The 19,614-nt window shown below is 66.5% G+C and carries 14 protein-coding genes and 1 pseudogene; 13 read left to right on the top strand and 2 right to left on the bottom strand.

Features of this window, described 5'->3' with window-relative positions:
- The first annotated feature begins 56 nt into the window (after positions 1 to 56).
- The 4 genes from LNV23_RS07550 (at position 57) to LNV23_RS07535 (ending at position 6,326) form a co-directional block, all read left to right on the top strand.
- Complete coding sequence (locus LNV23_RS07550; protein ID WP_263562413.1) at positions 57 to 2,645, top strand: PAS domain-containing sensor histidine kinase; 2,589 nt, start codon at positions 57 to 59, stop codon at positions 2,643 to 2,645.
- Positions 2,642 to 3,265 carry a response regulator transcription factor gene (locus LNV23_RS07545; RefSeq protein WP_263518486.1) on the top strand — a complete coding sequence of 208 codons (624 nt, stop codon included), beginning with the start codon at positions 2,642 to 2,644 and terminating at the stop codon, positions 3,263 to 3,265. The genes LNV23_RS07550 and LNV23_RS07545 overlap by 4 nt, the downstream gene beginning before the upstream one ends.
- A 164-nt stretch (positions 3,266 to 3,429) precedes the next feature.
- Positions 3,430 to 4,308, top strand: a complete 879-nt coding sequence (gene folD / locus LNV23_RS07540) for a bifunctional methylenetetrahydrofolate dehydrogenase/methenyltetrahydrofolate cyclohydrolase FolD (protein WP_263562412.1) — start codon at positions 3,430 to 3,432, stop codon at positions 4,306 to 4,308.
- Entirely contained in the window at positions 4,305 to 6,326 is a 2,022-nt protein-coding gene (locus tag LNV23_RS07535) for a M3 family metallopeptidase (RefSeq protein ID WP_263562411.1), read from the top strand. The genes folD and LNV23_RS07535 overlap by 4 nt, the downstream gene beginning before the upstream one ends.
- 120 nt (positions 6,327 to 6,446) lie before the next feature.
- Here LNV23_RS07535 and LNV23_RS07530 read toward each other — a convergent pair whose 3' ends face one another.
- Positions 6,447 to 6,884, bottom strand: a complete 438-nt coding sequence (locus LNV23_RS07530; protein WP_263562410.1) for a response regulator transcription factor — start codon at positions 6,882 to 6,884, stop codon at positions 6,447 to 6,449.
- A 401-nt stretch (positions 6,885 to 7,285) separates the two neighbouring features.
- On the opposite strand from LNV23_RS07530, the pseudogene LNV23_RS07525 reads away from it, so the two are divergent.
- The 7 genes and pseudogenes from LNV23_RS07525 to LNV23_RS07495 form a co-directional block, all read left to right on the top strand.
- Positions 7,286 to 7,561 (top strand): annotated as a pseudogene (locus tag LNV23_RS07525) (sterol desaturase family protein); the annotation flags it as partial.
- 207 nt (positions 7,562 to 7,768) lie between these two features.
- The gene (locus LNV23_RS07520) at positions 7,769 to 10,504 is read left to right on the top strand and encodes a beta strand repeat-containing protein (RefSeq protein WP_263562409.1); all 2,736 of its coding nucleotides are present in this window, start codon (positions 7,769 to 7,771) and stop codon (positions 10,502 to 10,504) included.
- Positions 10,505 to 10,663: 159 nt separating this feature from the next.
- Entirely contained in the window at positions 10,664 to 11,029 is a 366-nt protein-coding gene (locus LNV23_RS07515; RefSeq protein ID WP_263562408.1) for a hypothetical protein, read from the top strand.
- A 127-nt stretch (positions 11,030 to 11,156) separates the two neighbouring features.
- Positions 11,157 to 11,567, top strand: a complete 411-nt coding sequence (locus LNV23_RS07510; RefSeq protein ID WP_263562407.1) for a hypothetical protein — start codon at positions 11,157 to 11,159, stop codon at positions 11,565 to 11,567.
- 9 nt (positions 11,568 to 11,576) lie between these two features.
- Complete coding sequence (locus LNV23_RS07505; RefSeq protein ID WP_263562406.1) at positions 11,577 to 13,022, top strand: TolC family protein; 1,446 nt, start codon at positions 11,577 to 11,579, stop codon at positions 13,020 to 13,022.
- An 18-nt stretch (positions 13,023 to 13,040) separates the two neighbouring features.
- The gene (locus tag LNV23_RS07500; protein ID WP_263562405.1) at positions 13,041 to 14,483 is read left to right on the top strand and encodes a multicopper oxidase family protein; all 1,443 of its coding nucleotides are present in this window, start codon (positions 13,041 to 13,043) and stop codon (positions 14,481 to 14,483) included.
- 61 nt (positions 14,484 to 14,544) lie between these two features.
- The gene (locus tag LNV23_RS07495; protein ID WP_263562404.1) at positions 14,545 to 14,931 is read left to right on the top strand and encodes a copper-binding protein; all 387 of its coding nucleotides are present in this window, start codon (positions 14,545 to 14,547) and stop codon (positions 14,929 to 14,931) included.
- A 20-nt stretch (positions 14,932 to 14,951) separates the two neighbouring features.
- Here the strand turns inward: LNV23_RS07495 and LNV23_RS07490 are convergent, their stop codons facing one another.
- Positions 14,952 to 17,777: a M16 family metallopeptidase gene (locus LNV23_RS07490; RefSeq protein ID WP_263562403.1), complete on the bottom strand. Its 2,826-nt coding sequence runs from the start codon at positions 17,775 to 17,777 to the stop codon at positions 14,952 to 14,954.
- A 111-nt stretch (positions 17,778 to 17,888) separates the two neighbouring features.
- Here LNV23_RS07490 and LNV23_RS07485 point away from each other — a divergent pair, with 111 nt between their 5' ends.
- A complete protein-coding gene (locus LNV23_RS07485; RefSeq protein WP_263562402.1) occupies positions 17,889 to 18,737 on the top strand; it encodes a PA4780 family RIO1-like protein kinase in 849 nt (282 codons plus the stop codon).
- A 126-nt stretch (positions 18,738 to 18,863) separates the two neighbouring features.
- Complete coding sequence (locus LNV23_RS07480) at positions 18,864 to 19,610, top strand: hypothetical protein (RefSeq protein ID WP_263562401.1); 747 nt, start codon at positions 18,864 to 18,866, stop codon at positions 19,608 to 19,610.
- Positions 19,611 to 19,614: the final 4 nt, after the last annotated feature.

Here is a 19,614-nt window from a genome sequence, read left to right as displayed (position 1 = left end):
AGTTACCGCGCAGTGTCAGCCAAAAAGCCGCAGCCGCACCCGGATAATCGCCCGCTATGTCTTTTCTTACCGATCTCCAAGGCGCTGCGCGCCAGATGGTTCAGCCCCTGCGCCGGGTGCTGGTGCGCTGGTGGCTCAGCCAGTCGCCTTCGCGGCAGGACCGCTTCGCCACCCTGGGCCCGCTGATCTCCGTCCTGCTCTTCCTGACCGCCATCATCCTGGCCTTCTGGTACCTGCGGAACGAGGAAATCGAGCGCGAGTCGGAGGCCGTCAAGCGCGACAGCGAGATCGCCCAGCAGCAAATCCGCGTGCGCCTGAATGACAACCAGGAACAGCTGCTGCGCATCGCCCGTGAGATCGTCACGCGCGCGGTCGACACCCAGGAGTTCAGCGCCCAGGCCAAGGCCTTCGCCCGCGACCGGCCCGAGATCACCCACATCACCTGGCTGAGCAATCGCCGCGAGGCACGCGCCAGCGTCAGCGGCGCCGGCTTCCAGGACGAATCCCTGATGTCGGCCGAGGGCCATGACCCCTCCATGCCCCTGGCCAACCAGAGCAACCCCGCCGAGCTGGCCTTCCAGGCCGCGCGCGAACGCCGCCAGCCCAGTTACTCTCCGCCCTTTGCCGACAACATCGGCGCCCGGGTGTTCCAGATCCATGTGCCCCTGATCGACCGCAGCGGCTTTGCCGGCGTGCTGATCGCCGAGTACTCGATCGAGGCCCTGCTGCGCTACTACGTGCCCAGCGAGGTGGCGACCCGCCATGTGGTGGCCATCCTCGACGCCGGCGAGCAGATCGTCGCCAGCACCGTCACGCAGATGCCGGGCAAGCGCCCCAAGCGCGCCCTGATCCAGCACGAGGTGCCGCTGGCCCCGGCCATGAACGGCCTGGTGCTGCGCGGCGAGGGCTACCGCACCTCCATCGGCCTGATCAGCAACACCTTGTTCTGGATGGTGGTGGCGCTCTCGGTCCTGACCGTCTGGATGCTGCTGGGCACATGGAAGCACATGCGCCGGCGCCTGCACATCCAGAACGCGCTGTCCAGCGAGACCAATTTCCGCCGCGCCATGGAGAACTCCATGCTGACCGGCATGCGCGCCATGGACATGGAGTCGCGCATTTCCTATGTCAACCCAGCCTTCTGCGCCATGACCGGCTTCTCGGAAGCCGAGCTGATCGGCCGCAAGCCACCCTTCCCCTTCTGGCCGCCCGACCGCCTGGAGGAAAACGCCCGCCTGCTGCAGCAAGAGCTGCAGGGCCGCAGCCCGGCCGGCGGCGTCGAGGTGAAGATCCTGCGCAAGGACCACACCATCTTCGACGGCCGCGTCTACATCTCGCCCCTGGTGGACAGCAAGGGCAAGCAGACCGGCTGGATGACCTCGATGACCAACATCACCGAGGCCAAGCGCGTGCGCGACCAGCTCTCCGCCTCGCATGAGCGCTTCACCACGGTGCTGGAAGGCTTGGACGCCGCCGTGTCGGTGCTCTCGGTGCAGCAGGGCGAGCTGCTGTTCGCCAACCGCAGCTACCGGCTCTGGTTCGGCGCCGACCCGGCCGGCCATGCCCTGCTCTCGGGGAGCCAGTTGGGCCGCAGCAGCGGGCCGGACGCCGACGAAGAGGTGGACGACTACAGCGGCCTGCCCGCCCAGGCCCTGACCGAAATGGGCTCGGACCCGCGCGAGGTGTATGTCGAGTCGCTGGAAATGTGGTTCGACGTGCGCTCGCGCTATCTGCAGTGGACCGACGGCCGCCTGGCGCAGATGTTGATCGCCACCGACATCACCACCCGCCGCCATGCGGAAGCCCAGGCCGCCAACCAGGCCGAGAAGGCGCAGATGACCAGCCGCCTGATGACCATGGGCGAGATGGCCTCCAGCGTCGCCCACGAGCTGAACCAGCCCCTGACCGCCATCACCAACTACTGCAACGGCATGGTCTCGCGGGTGCGCAATGACAGCATCCAGAAGGACGATCTGTTGGCCGCGCTGGAAAAGACCGCCAAGCAGGCACAGCGCGCCGGTCAGATCATCCACCGCATCCGCAACTTCGTGAAACGCAGCGAGCCCAAGCGAGAAGCGGCCCAGGCCTTTGACATCGTCGAAGATGCGGTCGAGCTGGCAGGCATCGAACTGCGCCGCCGCAATGTGGCCATCCACACCTACATCGCGCAGCGCCTGCCGACCCTGATGGTGGACCCCATCCTGATCGAGCAGGTCTTGATGAATCTGCTCAAGAACGCGGCCGAGGCGATTGACAACGCCGGCCTGCCAGTGTCGCGCCGTCACATCGAACTGCGGGTGGTGCCCAAGCACACCCCCGAACTCGGGGGCCATATCGACTTCAGCGTCACCGACATGGGCCCGGGCATGCCCGAGGAGGTGATCTCCCGGATGTACGAGGCTTTCTTCTCGACCAAGGCCGATGGATTGGGCATCGGCCTAGGGTTATGCCGGTCTATCGTGGAGTCTCACCAGGGTCGGATCCGTGCTGAGAACTTATACAATGGCGAGGCTGTTGTAGGCTGCAGGTTCGCCTTCAGCATCCCGGTAGACATCTCCCGAGTTGACCCGCCTCTAGCGAATGGGCCACTCGGGCCGACGACAGGATCCGAAGGATCCGCAGTAAACAAACAAGCGACACCATGAGTCTGATTCCGAAGAAGGGCAATGTCTACGTCGTCGATGATGACGAGGCCGTACGCGACTCGCTGCAATGGCTGCTCGAAGGCAAGGACTACCGGGTCAAGTGCTTCGACTCCGCCGAATCCTTCCTCAGCCGCTACGACCCCCGCGAAGTCGCCTGCCTGATCGCCGACATCCGCATGGAAGGCATGAGCGGCCTGGAGCTGCAAGACCGCCTGATCGAGCGCCACAGCCCCCTGCCGGTGGTCTTCATCACCGGCCACGGCGATGTGCCGATGGCGGTGCAGACCATGAAAAAGGGCGCGATGGACTTCATCGAAAAGCCCTTCAAGGAAGAAGAACTGGTGGCCCTGGTCGAGCGCATGCTGGACCAAGCCCGCAACGCCTTCTCCACCCACCAAGAAGCCGCCAGCCGCGACGCCCTGCTCTCGCGCCTGACCACGCGTGAATCCCAGGTGCTGGAGCGCATCGTTGCCGGCCGCCTGAACAAGCAGATCGCCGACGACCTGGGCATCAGCATCAAGACGGTGGAAGCGCACCGCGCCAACATCATGGAAAAGCTGAACGCCAACACGGTGGCTGATCTGCTCAAGATCGCCCTGGGCGCACCGGCCAAGGCCTGAGCCTCATCTGACCCCGACCAAGGCCGCTGCGTAATCAGCGGCCTTTTCAATTTAAGAATTCAAAAGGCAACCACAGAGTCACAGAGGCACAGAGCAATTCAAGAACTGGCTTGGAAACTCTCTGCGCCTCTGTGCCTCTGTGGTTGCATTTCAACGGAGCAGCCATGAGCGCACAAATCATCGACGGCAACGCCCTGTCCCAACAAGTCCGCGCCGAAGTGGCGCAACGCGCTGCGGCGCTGACGGCCCTGGGCCTGAAGCCGGGCCTGGCCGTGGTGCTGGTGGGCGACAACCCGGCCTCCCAGGTCTATGTGCGCAACAAGGTCAAGGCCTGCGCCGACGCCGGCCTGCACTCGGTGCTGGAAAAGTACGAAGCGACCATGAGCGAAGCCGAACTGCTGGCCCGCGTCGAGGCCCTGAACAATGACCCCGCCATCCACGGCATCCTGGTGCAGCTGCCCCTGCCCAAGCACATCGACGACCACAAGGTCATCGAGGCCATCTCGCCGGCCAAAGACGTGGACGGCTTCGCGATCGAGAGCGCCGGCGCGCTGATGGTCGGCGAGACCGGCTTCAAGGCCTGCACGCCCTACGGCTGCATGAAGATGCTGGAAAGCATCGGCATGAAGGACCTGCGCGGCAAGCATGCCGTGGTGATCGGCCGCTCCAACATCGTCGGCAAGCCCATGGCCATGATGCTGCTGCAGGCCAATGCCACCGTGACGGTCTGCCACAGCGGCACCGCCGATCTGCCCCAGCACACCCGCCAGGCCGACATCGTCGTGGCCGCCGTGGGCAAGCGCGATGTGCTGACCGCCGACATGGTCAAGCCCGGCGCCGTGGTCATCGATGTGGGCATGAACCGCAACGACGAAGGCAAGCTCTGCGGCGACGTTGATTTCGCGGGCGTCAAGGACGTGGCCGGCTGGATCACCCCGGTGCCCGGCGGCGTCGGCCCCATGACCATCACCATGCTGCTGGTCAACACCCTCGAGTCGGCCGAGCGCGCCGCCGCTGCCACCCAAGCCGCAGGCGCCGTATGAGCAATCCGCTCCTGTCCACCGCCGCCCTGCCGGCCTTCGCCAGCATCCGCCCCGAGCACATCGCCCCGGCGGTCGAACAGCTGCTGAAAGAGGCCGATGCCGCCCTGGCCCTGGCCACCTCGGAGGCCACACCGGCCGACTACGAGGCCCTGTCCGCCAGCCTCGGCGTGGCCACCGAGCGCCTGGGTGCGTCCTGGGGCGCGGTCGGCCACCTCAATGCCGTGGCCAACACGCCCGAGTTGCGCGAAGCCTACAACGCCGCCCTGCCGGCCATCACCGAGTTCTTCACCCGCCAGGGTTCGGACGAGCGGCTCTACGCCAAGTACAAGGCCATCGCCGCCAGCCCGGCTGCGGCCACGCTGAACCCAGCGCGCCAGCAGGCGCTCAAGCTCTGGCTGCGTGATTTCGTGCTCTCCGGCGCCGAACTGCAGGGCGAGGCCAAGACCCGCTTCGCCGCCATCCAGGAACGCAGTGCCGAGCTGGCGCAGACCTTTTCCGAGCATGTACTCGACGCCACCGACGGCTATGCCTACTACGCCAGCGCCGACGAGATGGCCGGCGTGCCGGCCGATGCGGTGCAGGCTGCGCGCGCTGCTGCCGAGGCAGAGGGCAAAGACGGACACAAACTGACCCTGCATTTCCCCAGTTACTTGCCCGTCATGCAGTACGGCAGCCACCGTGGCCTGCGCCAGCGGCTCTACACCGCCTATGTGACCCGCGCCAGCGAGCTGGGCGACAAGCCCGAGCAGGACAACAGCGCCGTCATGCAAGAGCTGCTGCAGCTGCGCCAGGAAGAAGCGGCGCTGCTGGGTTTCGCCAATTTCGCGGAAGCTTCGCTGGCTGCCAAGATGGCCGATTCGCCGCAGCAGGTGCTCGATTTCCTGCGTGACCTGGCCCGCCGTGCCCGCCCTTTTGCCGAGAAAGACCTGGCCGAGCTGCGCGAGTTCGCCGCTCGCGAGCTGGGCCTGGCCGAGTTGCAGGCCTGGGACACGGCCTACGCCTCCGAGAAGCTCAAGGAAGCGCGCTACGCCTTCAGCGACGAAGCGGTGCGCCAGTATTTCCCGGTGCCGCGCGTGCTGGCCGGCCTGTTCAGCATCATCGAGCGCCTGTTCCAGGTGACGATCAGCGAGCAGCCGGCCGAGGTCTGGCACGAGTCCGTCAAGTTCTATCGTTTGGAGCGGGATGGCGCCTTGGTCGGCCAGTTCTATCTCGACCGCTACGCCCGCCCGGGCAAGCGCCCCGGCGCCTGGATGGACGAGGTGCGTAGCCGCTGGGCCCGGCCTGAGGGCACACAGCAAACGCCGGTGGCCCAGCTGGTCTGCAACTTCACACAGCCCGTCGGTGACAAGCCAGCCTTGCTGACGCACGACGACGTCACCACCCTGTTCCACGAGTTCGGCCATGGCCTGCACCACCTGCTGACCCAGGTGGACGAGCTGGGCGTCTCCGGCATCTCAGGCGTCGAGTGGGATGCCGTCGAACTGCCCAGTCAGTTCATGGAGAACTTCTGCTGGGAATGGGAGGTGCTGCAGCAGCTGACCGCCCATGTCGACAGCGGCGAGCCCCTGCCGCGCGAGCTCTTCGACAAGATGCTGGCGGCCAAGAACTTCCAGAGCGGCATGCAGACCCTGCGCCAGATCGAGTTCGCCCTGTTCGACATGCGCCTGCATGCCGAGACCGGCAGCGCGGCGCAGATCCAGGCCGTACTCAACGAGGTGCGCAGCGAAGTGGCCGTGATGAAGTCCCCCGAGTTCAACCGCAGCCAGCACAGCTTCTCGCACATCTTCGCGGGCGGCTACTCGGCCGGCTACTACAGCTACAAATGGGCAGAACTGCTCAGCGCCGATGCCTGGAGCGCCTTCGAGGTGGAAGGCGTGTTCAACGCCGAGACCGGCCGCCGCTATCTGCAGAACATCCTGGAAGTCGGCGGTTCACGCCCGGCCATGGACAGCTTCAAGGCCTTCCGCGGCCGCGAGCCGCAGATCGATGCCTTGCTGCGGCATCAAGGCATGAGCTGATCTTCTGGGGGCGCACAATGCCCCCCAGCCCAGGCCGTCTGGCCTGGTGCGTGCATTCAAGTGGACAGCGATGGGCCTTTCACGCGGAGCGGCGCTCCGCTGAGGGCCGCCCCCCACGCTTCAGCAGCCCGGGGGTGCCAGTCGCCGGAGCAAAGCCCGCAAACGCGCCACCAACTCGCGCTTTTCGAAGGGCTTGGCCAGCGCGTCGTCGGCGCCTGCCTGCAAGACCGCCATTCTGTCGAAGGCATCGCTCCGCGCGATCAGCATCAGGATGGCCAAGCCGGGGTGAGCGTCACGCCAGCGTCGGCACAAATCCATGCCACTGGCATCCGGCAGCATCACATCCAATAGCACGACCGCCGGCAGGTCCGCCGCCAGGGCCTGTTCAGCCTGCTTGGCATTGTGAGCCACCCGCACCGACCACCCTTCAGCCTGCAGGAGACGCTGCAGCATGTCGCAGAGCTCGACATCACTGTCGACAAGGAGCAAGGAGGACCGGGGCATCAAAACCGCCTTGGAAAGATCTGGAAGAAATCGGCCGCGCGCCGAGGTGAACAAGGCCATCGATCGTAAGACGCTGGGCTGCAATCCCTGCATGACTTTCCTGCAGCCGATGCGACGCCGCTGTCATGAATCGTCGCGTTATGTCGCACACGCCGAGCACGAATCTTCGGAAACTGCGATGCGCTGTACTGATGTCGAAGTTCATTGAGTTCTGAACTCAACCCACTGGCAGATCAAGTATTTGGGAAGAGCTTGCTCGGCCAGTCCTGAACCCCTTGCTCATTCAGCTCTGAACTTTTACGGAGTTCGTTCATTCAAGTCTGAACTTTTCAAGCCGGTTGTCGTGCCCCGTGCCGCCTATGCAGCGGGTGCTGACGGTCGCGACCGGCGTCCGTGCGGCAGCAAAGTGCCCTTTGCGGGCATTCACCTTGGCGCGATAAGTTCACCCAATCGCAACCTGGATACCCAAGCTAGGCTTGCTGGAGTGGGTTTTCAACACGCCTTCGCACCACCGCGTGCATCACGGCAGCAATGTCGAGTATTTCGACTGCAATTTCGGCGGTGTGCTCATTCTTTTTGACCGTTTGTTCGGCAGCTTTGTCGAAGAACGCAGCGATATTGAGATTCGCTACGGGCTGAGTACCCCATTACTCAGCCACAACCCGCTGCATATTGCGACGCACGCCTGGGTGGCGCTGGCCCGCGACTTTTGGCGAGCTGGTATTTGCTAGGAGGGTTTAAAAATTCTCTTTGGGCCTCCGGCTGGCAAGCCAAAACTTTGAATCCTTCCAATTCGACAAACGGGTGCTTGTGAATGAGCTGATTTGACTGAGACAGTGCTGTCGCATTACGTCGCATTACGTCGCAGGAAAACTCCATAGAGAGTGAGAAGATTTTGTCTACTTTCAGTAAGTAAACACTCAACAGGACCAGCCCCTATGAATCGCTCTGCCTCAGCAAACTTCCGTCGCCTGCCACTGCATGTGGCGATCAGCCTGGCCCTGGCAGCCGGCGCCGTCGGCCAGGCACAGGCTGCCACGGTCACCTTCACCGGCGCCAACGGTGCACTGTGGAGCGCTACCAGCTCATGGGCCGGCGGAGTCGTGCCGGTCAACGGCAACGATGTGGTGATTGGCAGCTCGGGCGCCGCCAGCAAGACAGCAAGCTTTGCCTCCGTGATCAGCGGCGCTGGCCTGAATTCGCTGAGCCTGGATTACGGCTCCACCCTCAATCAGAGCCTGGCCAGCAGCGCGATGATCGCCAAGACCGAGAGCATTGGCAGCACCCAGGCGCAGACCTCCACCTACAACCAGTCCGGTGGGTCAAACACCACCGGCCGGCTGTTCGTCGGCGATCAGGGCGCGGGCGCGGGTGTCTACAACCTGAGCGGCGGGGCGCTCAACGTCGGCACCGCCGCCGTGGCCGGTGATGTGGACATCGGCTGGGGTGGCAGCACCGTCGGAGCCTTCAATCAAAGCGCTGGCACGACCACGGTGCTCGGCCAGTTTCGCGCGGGTTACAACCCCCAGGCCTCGGGCAGCGTAACGCTCAAGGGCGGGAGCTTCAACGTCAGCGCTCAGACGACGATAGGCGTGTTCGGCAGCGGCAGCTTCAGCCAGAGTGGCGGCAGTGCCACCCTGAGCGGGCTGACGCTGGGCTATCAGGGCGACAGCCTGGGCAAGGGCAGCTACACGCTCAATAGCAATGACGGCGCGGCCAGTCTCAGCAGCCGCTGGGTTGATATCGGCGTGGGAGGCGGCGCCAGCAGCTTCACGCAATCGGGCAACACCACCCACCAGGTGGCGGGCCGCTTGCTGGTCGGCAAGGCAGGCAGCTATGCGCTGAACGACGGGACCTTGAGCGCAGGCAACCTCAGCATCACGGCCGGCGGCGATTTCACCCAGACCGGCGGCACACTGAACCTGGTCAACAGCGCCGATTCCATCAAGGCGGGCAACTTCGTCTGGACCGGCGGTCTCCTGCACTTCAGCGGCGACGCCAGCTTTGCCGACGCCAGCCTGCTGGCCCGCAACACCACGCTGACCGGCGCCATGAGCCTGCGCGTCGACGGCCTGCTGACCCAGAGCGACAGCAGCGTGCTCAGCCTGGCCGGCGGCCAGCTGCAGGTCGGCAGCGCCAATCTCTCGGGTCAGGTCATCGTCGGCCCAGGCAGTACCCTTGCCAGCACCACCCGCCTCAGCAACTTTGGCAGCCTGCAACTGGCCGGCGGTGGCTTGGGTGGCGCCGGCCTGTTGTTCAACGTCAGCGAGCTGAACGGCCATGGCCGCATCGACGGCACGGGCGGCTTTGTCAACGCCGGCCTGCTGACCCAGAGCGGCGGCGATCTGATTCTCAGCAACACTGGTGTCAACGAAAACCGCGGCAGTTGGAACCTCCTGGCCGGGCGGCAGTTGACACTCAGCGGTGCCCAGCTGAACAACCAGGGCCAGCTCAACCTGAACGGCGGCTTCATTTCTGGCACGGCTGCCGTCGTGAATGCGGCCCAAGGCAGCATCAGCGGCAGCGGCCGCATCAGCGCGGGCTTCAGCAACAACGGCAGCCTGATCGTCGACGCCGGCCGGACCCAGATCGACGCCAACTTCGTCAACCGGGGTCAGGTCTTGCTGAACAGCAATGCAGCCAACCTGGCGGGTGGCCAGATCGACAACCGCGGCCTGATCCAAGGCTTCGGCAAGATCAACAACAACGTGGCTCAGGCCGACAGCAGCGGCAGCATCGAGGCCCAAGGCGGCACGCTGACCGTGGCAGGCCAGATCGTCGGCTCCAATCGCGGCATCCTGGCCGCAGGCGACGGCGGCAAGCTGCTGATCAGCCAGGGTCTGGCCAGCAACGCCGGCCAGATCCAGCTGAGCGGCGGCACCTTGGACAACAACGGCCGGGCCCTGGTCAACGAAGTCGGCGGCAGCATCAACGGCTTCGGCACCCTGCGCTCGGGCACGCTGAGCAACAAGGGCCAGATCCTGCTGAGCGGCGGCACCTCGGCCGTTCGCGCCGATATCGTGGCCCAGGCCGGCAGCGAGATCATCCTCTCGGGTCAGAGCAACACCAGCTTCTACGGCAGCGTCGAGGTGATGAGTGACGCCGAGCTGCGTGTCTCAGAAGGTTCGGTCGCCACCTTCGCCGGTCTGGTGAAACAACGCACCGGATCCAATATCAACGGTGACGGCAAGATGTTCTTCGAGGGAGGCCTGAACATCGGCAACTCGCCGGGCTACGGCTACATCCAAGGCTCGGTGGTCTTCGCGTCCAGCAACTTCTACGAAGCGGAGATCGGCGGCACCTCGGCCTGCACGGCACAAAGCTGCGCTCTGGGTTCACCCCTCTTGGACAGCAGCTTCGACAAGCTGGTGGTCGGCGGCAACCTGAGGATGGGCGGCACCTTGACGCTGAAATCCTGGAACGGCTTTGTGGCGCAAGCCGGCCAAAGCTTTGATCTGCTCGACTGGGGCAGCAGCAGCGGCACCTTCAAGACCATCGACGCCTCGGGCTTGAGCCTGGCCGCCGGCACCAAGCTGGACTACAGCCAGCTCTACACCAATGGCACGATCACCGTGACCGCGGTGCCGGAACCGGAGACCTATGCGCTGATGCTGGCCGGGCTCGGCGCCATCGGCTTCATCGCTCGCCGCCGGCGCGCCCAAGCCCAGGCCTGACCGAGGCAGCAAGCCGGGCAAGCCCGGCTTGCGTCTCCGTCACGGCAACCAGGGCGCAGCACCACCGCAACCTGTCAGTCGGGGGCGGCAGGGGCGCCGTCCCGTATGAGCGGCCAAAGCCAGGTCCGGCCGATCCGGGCCCTGACATACACTGCCGCCATGGGCATCTTCTGGCGCATCACCTTGGCATGGCTGCTGGCCGTGGCCATGCCGATTCAAGGCATGGCCGCTGTGTCCATGCGCTTGTGCATGGCGCTGCCCCAGCCCAGCCCAGCTTGCCATGAGCAGGCCTTAGAGCAATCCGCCGAGCCCACCGCCCCGGCTGCTTTTGAGGACAGCTCCCCAGACCATGCCGGCAGCTGCAGCGCCTGCGCCGCCTGCTGCCACGCGGTCGCGCCGCCGAGCGTGCTGCCCCTGCTGGAGCCGGTCGCCGGCGAACTGCCCCAGGCCAGCGACTTGATCGCCAGCCACGCCCGCGTGCTGCCGGGCGGGCTCGAACGTCCACCGCGAAGCGCGCCCCGCTGATCGGCCGGGCCGGCACCGCATGTGCCGGACTCTCAGCCCACTGACCCAGCCCGGCTCCGGGGCGCCCGACGCTTGCGTCGACGCCCGGAGCCTCCCTCCGGTCCTTGCTGATTCACGCGAGAACACCATGAAATTTCCTGCACCGGGCAAGGCGCTCCCACGCCACTTGCTGTGCGCCTTGCTGTGCGCGCCACTGACCTTGGCTCTGGCACCCGCGGCCTCGGCCCAAATGCCACGATCGACCAGCCCAAGCCCAAACACAAGCCTGAGCGCCGACCCGCTGGACCCCAGCGTGCCCCTGCCAGCGCTGCGCTACCGCTCCGCCCTGCAAAGCTACCGCGCCGATCCGGGCACCGAGCTGGGCACCGAGTTGGGCGATTGGAAGGCCAGCAACGAGCGCGTCCAGCGCATCGGCGGCTGGCGGGCCTATGCACGCGAAGCGAACGCCAGCCCCGCCAACGCAGAGGCAAGCGCGCCCGCGAGCCAAGCCAAACCCGAACCCGCCCCCAAGGTCGGCGGCCACAGCCACCACCACTGAGCCGCGCCCATGAATCCCTGCCAAAAAAAACATCATCCCGGCCGGCGCCGCATCGGCAGCCTGCTGACCCTGGCCGCCACCATGGCACTGGCAGGCTGTACCAGCCTCCAACCTGAGGCCGCCCTGGCGCCAGTCCAGGAAGCCGCGCGCAAGCATCTCGGCGCCAGCGTCCAGCCCAGCAACAGCGACGAGGACTTGCGCGCCGTGACCGAACGCGTCGGCGAGCTGCTGGCCGCACCCTTGAGCGCCGACACCGCTGTGCAGATCGCCCTGCTCAACAACCGCGGCTTGCAAGCCAGCCTGGCGGAGCTGGGCATTGCAGAAGCCGAACGCGTGCAAGCCAGCCGCTTGCCCAACCCCGGCTTCAGCCTGGGCCGGACGCGGCGAGGCGACGAACGCGAGATCGAGCGCGGCGCCTCCTTTGACCTGGGCCATCTGATCGGTCTGCCCTGGGCGCGCGAACTGGAGAACCGGCGACTGACGGCACGCCAGCAGCAGCTGACGCTGGACGTGCTGAGCCTGGCCGCTGACACCCGCCGGGCCTACCTCCTCGCTGTGGCGGCCCAGCAAAGCGCGGCCTATGCGCGCGAAGTCCAGGCGGCCGCCGAGGCCGGCGCCGAGCTCGGCCGGCGCATGGCCCAGGCCGGCAATTGGAATGCCTTGCAACAAGCGCGCGAACATGGCTTCTATGCCGAGGCCGCCTTGCAAACCGCCCGCGCCGAAGCGGCGGGGCTGGCGACTCGCGAGCGCCTGATTCGCCTGCTCGGCCTCTGGGGTGCGCAGACCGCGCGACTCACCTTGCCCGCGCGCCTGCCCGAGCTGCCGGCCGCCGCCCTGGAGCAGCCCGAGATCGAACAGGCGGGTCTGGCCAGCCGGCTCGATGTGCAGGCGGCCCGCAGCCAGGTCGAGGCCAGCGCACGCAGCCTGGGGCTGAGCCGGGTCCGCGGTTTCATCAACGTGCTGGAGCTGGGCGCGCAGCGCAACAGTTCCAACGAAGCGCCCGTGCAAACCGGCTACGACATCCGCTTCGAGCTGCCCCTGTTCGACTGGGGCGATGCACGGGTGGCGCGGGCCGAGGCCGTCTATATGCAGAGCGTGCACCGCGCCGCCCAGACTGCCATCGCCGCCCGTTCGGAACTGCGCGAAGCCTATCTGGGTTACCGCTCGGCCTACGACATCGCCCGCCACCACCGCGACGAGCTGTTGCCAGCCGCCAAGCGCATTTCCGAGCAAAACCTGCTGCGCTACAACGGCATGTTCATAAGCGTGTTCGAGCTGCTGGCGGACACACGCGCCCAGATCGGCGTCGTGCGCGCCTCCATCGATGCCTTGCGTGATTTCTGGCTGGCCCAGGCCGACCTCGAGATGGCACGCCTGGGCAAGCCCGCACTTGACAGCGCGGCCTCCGCCAGCAGTGGCGCAGCGCCCACTGGCGCCGCCGCAGCAGCCCACTGATTTCAGGAGTTATCGATCATGCTTTCCCGACGCAATTTCTTCCAGGGCGCCGGCGCCTTGACCGCGGCCGTCTCGGCCAGTGCCGTCAGCCGCGTGGCCATGGCCGGCCTGCCCGAGCCCGTGCTGCAAGGCGCGGCCGACAGCGCCCCGCCCTTGCAACCGAGCACCGGTCGCCCCTACCGGCCGGTGCTGACCCTGAACGGCTGGACCCTGCCCTGGCGCATGAACCAGGGCGTCAAGGAGTTCCACCTCGTGGCCGAGCCGGTGCTGCGCGAGCTGGCGCCCGGCATGAAGGCCCACCTCTGGGGCTACAACGGCCAGTCACCGGGGCCGACCATCGAGGTCGTCGAAGGCGACCGGGTGCGCATCTTCGTCACCAACAAACTGCCCGAGCACACCAGCATGCACTGGCATGGCCAGCGCCTGCCCAATGGCATGGACGGCGTGTCCGGCCTGACGCAGAAGTCAATTCAGCCGGGCAAGACCTTTGTCTATGAGTTCGTCGCGCGCCGGCCCGGCAGCTTCATGTACCACCCCCATGCCGACGAGATGACGCAGATGGCCATGGGCATGATGGGCCTCTGGGTCACCCACCCGGCGCCGGCGGCCAAGAAGCAGCAAGGCTTGATCGAACCGGTCGACCGCGACTTCTGTTTCCTGCTCAATGCCTTCGACATCGAGCCCGGCGCGGCCACGCCCAAAATCATGACCATGCTGGACTTCAACCTCTGGTGCTGGAACAGCCGGGTCTTCCCCGGCATCGACACGCTCAATGTGCGCAAGGGCGACCGGGTGCGCATCCGCGTCGGCAACCTGACCATGACCAACCACCCCATCCACCTGCACGGCCATGAGTTCACGGTCACCGGCACCGATGGCGGCCCGGTGCCGAAGACGGCGCGCTGGCCCGAGGTGACCACCGATGTGGCGGTGGGCCAGATGCGCCAGATCGAGTTCATCGCCGACGAGGAAGGCGACTGGGCCTTCCATTGCCACAAAAGCCACCACACCATGAACGCCATGGGCCACGGCCTGCCGACCATGATCGGCGTCGACCACAGCCAGCTGGCCCGCCAGATCACCCGTCTGGTGCCCGACTACATGGTCATGGGCGAGCGCGGCATGGCCGATATGGCCGAAATGACCATGCCCCTGCCCGACAACACCCTGCCCATGATGAGCGGCGATGGCCCCTTCGGCGGCGTCGAGATGGGCGGCATGTTCTCGGTGCTGAAGGTGCGCAAGGACCAGAAAGCCGGCGACTACAGCGACCCGGGCTGGTACCGCCACCCGCCCGGCGAAGTCGCCTTCGAGTGGACCGGCGCCCTGCCCGAGCCGGCCCGCTTCGCGGCCGAAACAGCGCTGCCCAAAAAGCAGGCGCAACAGCAGCCTCAACAGCCCTCTGCCGGCCCAGCCGTTGAGCTGCGCGCCCGCAAGCCCAGCGGCCATTCGGGGCATTGATGCGCAGCCGACGAGCTCCAACCCTTTTCACCCTTTCAATTCGACTCTTCACGGACATCTCATGAACACATCGATCCGAGCCTCTGGCTCGACCGCCACCCTCTCGGCCGCAGTGCTGGCCGCCGTCGCGGCCTGCTTCAGCCTACCGGCCGCAGCGCAAGCACCGGCCGCCAGCGCGCCTGCACATGGCGCGCACAGCACGCATGCGGCCGACATGATGGAGGGCCAGGGCGAAGGCGAGGTCCGCAAGATCGACCGCGCCGGCAAAAAGCTGACCCTCAAACATGGCGAGATCAGCGGCATGGACATGCCGCCCATGACCATGGTGTTCACGGTCAAGGAGGCGGCACTGCTCGATCGATTCAAGGTCGGTGACCCGGTTCGCTTCAAGGTCACGCGCCAGGGTGCCAGCTTGCTGATCACCGAGCTGGAAGCGGCCCGGCGCTGAGGCCGGGCCGGCCGGTACGATCAGAAATCGCCGGCGGTCGAGATCACAAAGGTCTCGCGCTTGATGTGGCGAGCCCAGGCGGTGTTGACCTGCTCCAGCGTGACGGCGCGGATCTGCGCCTCGCGCTGGGCCACGGCCGGCCAGCCCTCGCCGCGCTCGGCCAGATGGCTGAGCGTGGCCGTCAGCTGGCCGTCGTCGGCACGGCCCTGCAGACGGCCTTCCAACACGTCTTTCTTAGCCCGGGCCAGCTCGGCTTCGCTGACGCCGACCGTGGCCATTTTGACCAGTTCCTCGTCGATCAAGGCCAGCACCTTGTCGCGGTTCTGCGGCGCGAAGCTGCCGCCGATCGACAAGGTGGCGTCATTGCCCCAGCGGGGCACGCCGAGCGAGGCGCCGACGCCATAGCTCAGGCCTTCCTGCTGGCGCACGCGGCTGGCCAAGCGGCTCTCCATGCCGCCGGCGCCAAAGATCTGGCTGGCCAGGACCAGGGGGAAGTAGTCGGGGTCCAGCTCATTGAGCGGGAACTCCAGGCGCATGCGCAGGATGGCATTGGCCTTGTCCTTGGCCGGCACATCGAAGCGCGCCGGCGGAATGTTGATGTGCTTCGCTTCATAGCGCACAAAGCGCGGCGCCGCCGGCTTCTTCCAGGCACCGAACAGGGCCTCGATGCGCTCCGCCAGGCCGGCAGGCAGCGGGCCCACGGCACTGACACGCGCTTCATTGGCCGACCAGTAATCGGCATGGAAACTGCGCAGATCATCAAGCCGGATGGCCCGCAGCTCGACCAGGCGCTGCGCGATGCTGAGCTGGTAATCGGGCTGGCCCTGGACCACGCCGAGGGCGAAGTTGTAATGCTCGCGCACCGCCTCCTGGCGCAGGGTCTCCAGCTCCGAGCGCGCACCCTCGAGGCGAGAGATGCCCCGCTTGACGATGCGATCGAAGGCATCGGCCGGCAGCAGCGGCTGCTGCAGCAGGCCAGCGACGATGTCCAAGGTTTCCAGCAGGCTGTCGGACTCGGCCGTGATGTTGACCACGGCGCCCTGGTCCGCACCCGAGATCGACAGCCCGGCCTTGAGCCGGATCAGCCGGTCCTGCAGCGCCTGCTTGTCCAGGCTGCGGCTGCCTTCCAGCATCAGCTCGCTGATCAGGCCGGTGCCGCGGCGGGCAAAGGTGGCGTCGCGCTCGCCCCAGCGCAGCTCCAGTTGCAGATGCACGCTGTTGCCGCGCGTGCGCTTGCTCAAGGTGTGCAGCTCGATGCCGCTGGGCAGGGTCTGGCTGCGCGTGCGCTCGGCCAGATGCTCGGGCGTCGGGTCAAAACGCTCGCCGTCCTCGACCTTGGGCGGGCCTTTAAGCTCGGCCAGGCGCTGATCGAGCGGCGGCGCGGCCGGAATCTCGACCCGCGCCACCTCCTTGGCCGGTACGAAGCGCCCCAGGGTGCGGTTGGCCGGCTGCAAGTAAGCCTTGCGAACCCGCTCGACATCGGTCAAGGTCACGCGCGGCAGATCTTCCATCAGCTGGAACAGCAGGCGCCAATCACCGGCACCGAGCAAGCCCGAGATCTGCTGAATCAAGGCCTCGGGGTTCTTCATCTGCTGGCGGTAAGAGTTCAGCGCCACCTCGCGCACGCGCTGCAGCTCGCTGTCCTCAAAGGGCTTGGCGCTGCGGCCCTCGACCAGGTCGAGCAGCAGTTTTTCGACCTTGTCGAAGTCGTCCTGTTTGGCCGGAATCGCCAGCGCCGAGATGCCACCCGGCGCCGCATTGCCAAGACCGAACAGGCCGGCATTGATGGCCAGCTTGCTCTCGACCAGCTCCTTGTAGAGCTGACCGCTGGGCGGCATGGACATCAAGAGGCTCAGCACCAGCAGCGGCGCTGAGTCGGCATGGGCGATGGCCGGCACATGGTAGTAGGCCAGCAGGGTCGGTTGGCCGCCGACGCGGCGCACCGTCACCGTGCGCTCGCCGTCTTGGGCCGGCTCCTCGGTGTAGAGCACGGGCAAGGGCTGGGCAGGCCGGGCCAGGGGGCCGAACTGAGTGGCGATGCGCTGCAGCACGGCCGCCTTGTCGAAGCGCCCGGCCACCAGCACGGTGGCGTTGTCGGGGCGGTAGAAGCGCTTGTAGAAGGCTTGCAGGCGCTCGATCGGCACGTTCTCGATATCGCTCTTGGGGCCGATGGTCGAGTTGCCATAGGGGTGCCAGTCGTAGGCAACCGCCTGCACGCGTTTGAACAGCACCTGCATGGGCTCGGTCTCGCCGCGCTCGAACTCGTTGCGCACCACGCTCATCTCCTTGTCCAGGTCGGACTTGGCGATGAAGCTGTTGACCATGCGGTCGGCCTCCAGGCCCAGCACATAGGCCAGGGTGTCCTCGCTGGCATTGAAGGAGGCGAAGTAGTTGGTGCGATCGGCCGTCGTCGTGCCGTTGAAGCGCACGCCGCGCTCGGCGAAGGCGCCGGGAATGTCGCGATGCGTGGGCGTGCCCTTGAAGATCAGGTGCTCCAGCAAATGGGCCATGCCGAACTCGCCCTGGCTCTCATGGCGGCTGCCGACGCGGTAGGTGATGTTGACCGTGGTCGTGCTCTGCGCCTCGTCGGGGAAGAGCAGGATCTGCAGGCCATTGGGCAAGCGGTACTCCTCGATGCCGCCGAGCTCGCGCACGAACTCAGCGCGCACCGGCGCGGTCACCGCGGTCACGACAGGCGCTGCGACCGGCGCCACCGGTTTGGCCTTGCCGGGCACCGCCTTGGCCGGGCGTGCGCTGGGCGGCGCCGTGGCGGCTTGCACCGGCGCCAAGGCCAGGCTGCAGGCCAGCAGCACGAGGGAGAGTCGGAAGGGGGCGGGCAGAAACATGGTGGGGCAACCAATCAGCCAGGGGCACAAACACACGGAAGACACGCCGCCGACGGCGGCAAACCTCGGCATTCTGCGGCAGAGCTCGGCCGAGGCTGGGACAATCGGCTCATGAAAACACCCAAGCGCCTGCAAATCCTGCTCGAAGAAGGCCTGATCGACGGCGTCGCTCGCCAGCTGATGAGCGGCAAGGAGGCGCAGGTCTTCGTCGTGCGCTGCGGCGAGGAAACCCGCTGCGCCAAGGTCTACAAGGAAGCGACCCAGCGCAGCTTCCGCCAGGCCGTGGACTACACCGAGAACCGCAAGGTCAAGAACAGCCGCTCGGCACGGGCCATGGCCAAGGGCAGCCGCTTCGGCCGCGAACAACAGGAAGCCGCCTGGCAGAGCGCCGAGGTCGACGCGCTCTACCGCCTGGCCGCGGCCGGTGTGCGCGTGCCCAAGCCCTACAACTTCTTCGAGGGCGTGCTGCTGATGGAGCTGGTGGCTGATGCCAATGGCGACGCAGCCCCGCGCCTCAACGATGTGCAGTTCACGCCGGAAGCGGCGCGGCGCCACCATGCCACCCTGGTGCGCGAGGTGGTGCGCATGCTGTGCGCCGGCATCGTCCACGGCGACCTGTCCGAGTTCAACATCCTGCTGGCCGAGGACGGCCCGGTGATCATCGACCTGCCGCAAGCCGTCGACGCCGCCGGCAACAACCACGCCAAGCGCATGCTGTTGCGTGACGTCGAGAATCTGCGCAACTTCTTCGGCCGCTTTGCCCCCGAATTGCTGGCCAGCGACTTTGGCAACGAACTCTGGGCCTTGTTCGAGCGCGGCAATCTGACGCCCGACAGCCCGCTCAGCGGCCGCTTCCTGCAGCAGCACCGTCCGGTCGACCTGCGCGGCGTGCTGCGCGAGATCGACGACGCGCGCGACGAGGACGCCGCCCGGCGCCTGCGCATGCAGCAAGCGCCCTGAAGGCCTATCGAATCAGGCCCACTGAGCGCGTTTCACTGAACTTTTTCGTGACAATTTTAAATTGGGGCGCGTTTTACGCGACCTCAGCGACACTGCGGCCCTCACACCCGAACGGCCCCTCGCACCATGAAGAAGCTCCGCACCCCGCCCTCCGCCCGCCTGCTGCGCCGCTGGCTCGCTCTGCCCATGATGGGCCTGCTGGCCCTGGCGGGCTGCGTCACCGCGCCCACCCGCATGGCCGCGCCCGGCGATCTGGGCCAGACGGCCGAGGTGCTCGATGTGGGCACCCGCGCCAAGGGTACGGGTCTGTTCGCCGCCGAGGACTTCCAGGTGGGCCCCTACCAGGTCAGCCATGTCAAGCGCGGCTGGGGCAGCAGCGAGGGCCTGTCACTGGGGCCCTTCAGCAACAAAACCCACAAGCAGGGCTTCCAGTACCGTTTCAAGGGTCAGCGCGATTGGGACGGCAGTTGCGAATTCCGGACCAAGGAGCAGGGCCTGAAGATCGGCGTCCGGCTGGAGAACAACAAGGCCACGCTGTCCTGCAGCTGCCAGCATGGCGACCAGGATGCGCGCCTGGAGCTCAAGGACGAATGGAAGCCGCTGGAAGGCCGCATGCACGTCGGCGGCGCCGAGTACCGCATGAGCCAGATCGCCGAGCGCCGCACCCAGAACGGCATGGTGGTGGAGCAAAGCTTGCAATCCCCAGCCTTGGGCTACCGGGTCGACAGCCTGCGCGGCGGCGGCCTGGCCGCGGTCGAAGTGCTGCACCCGGGCCGCATCTGGCAGCACCGCCAGCTGCCGGCCGAGCAGCGCGAGCCCATGGCCTGCTTGCTGGCCGGCCTCATGCTCTACGGCCCGCAGGATGGGCGTTGAGCTG

The organism is Kinneretia sp. DJ1R-11, assembly GCF_025717595.1.
GTDB lineage: Bacteria > Pseudomonadota > Gammaproteobacteria > Burkholderiales > Burkholderiaceae_C > Paucibacter_A.
This window is presented reverse-complemented; position numbering and strand designations above follow the sequence as displayed.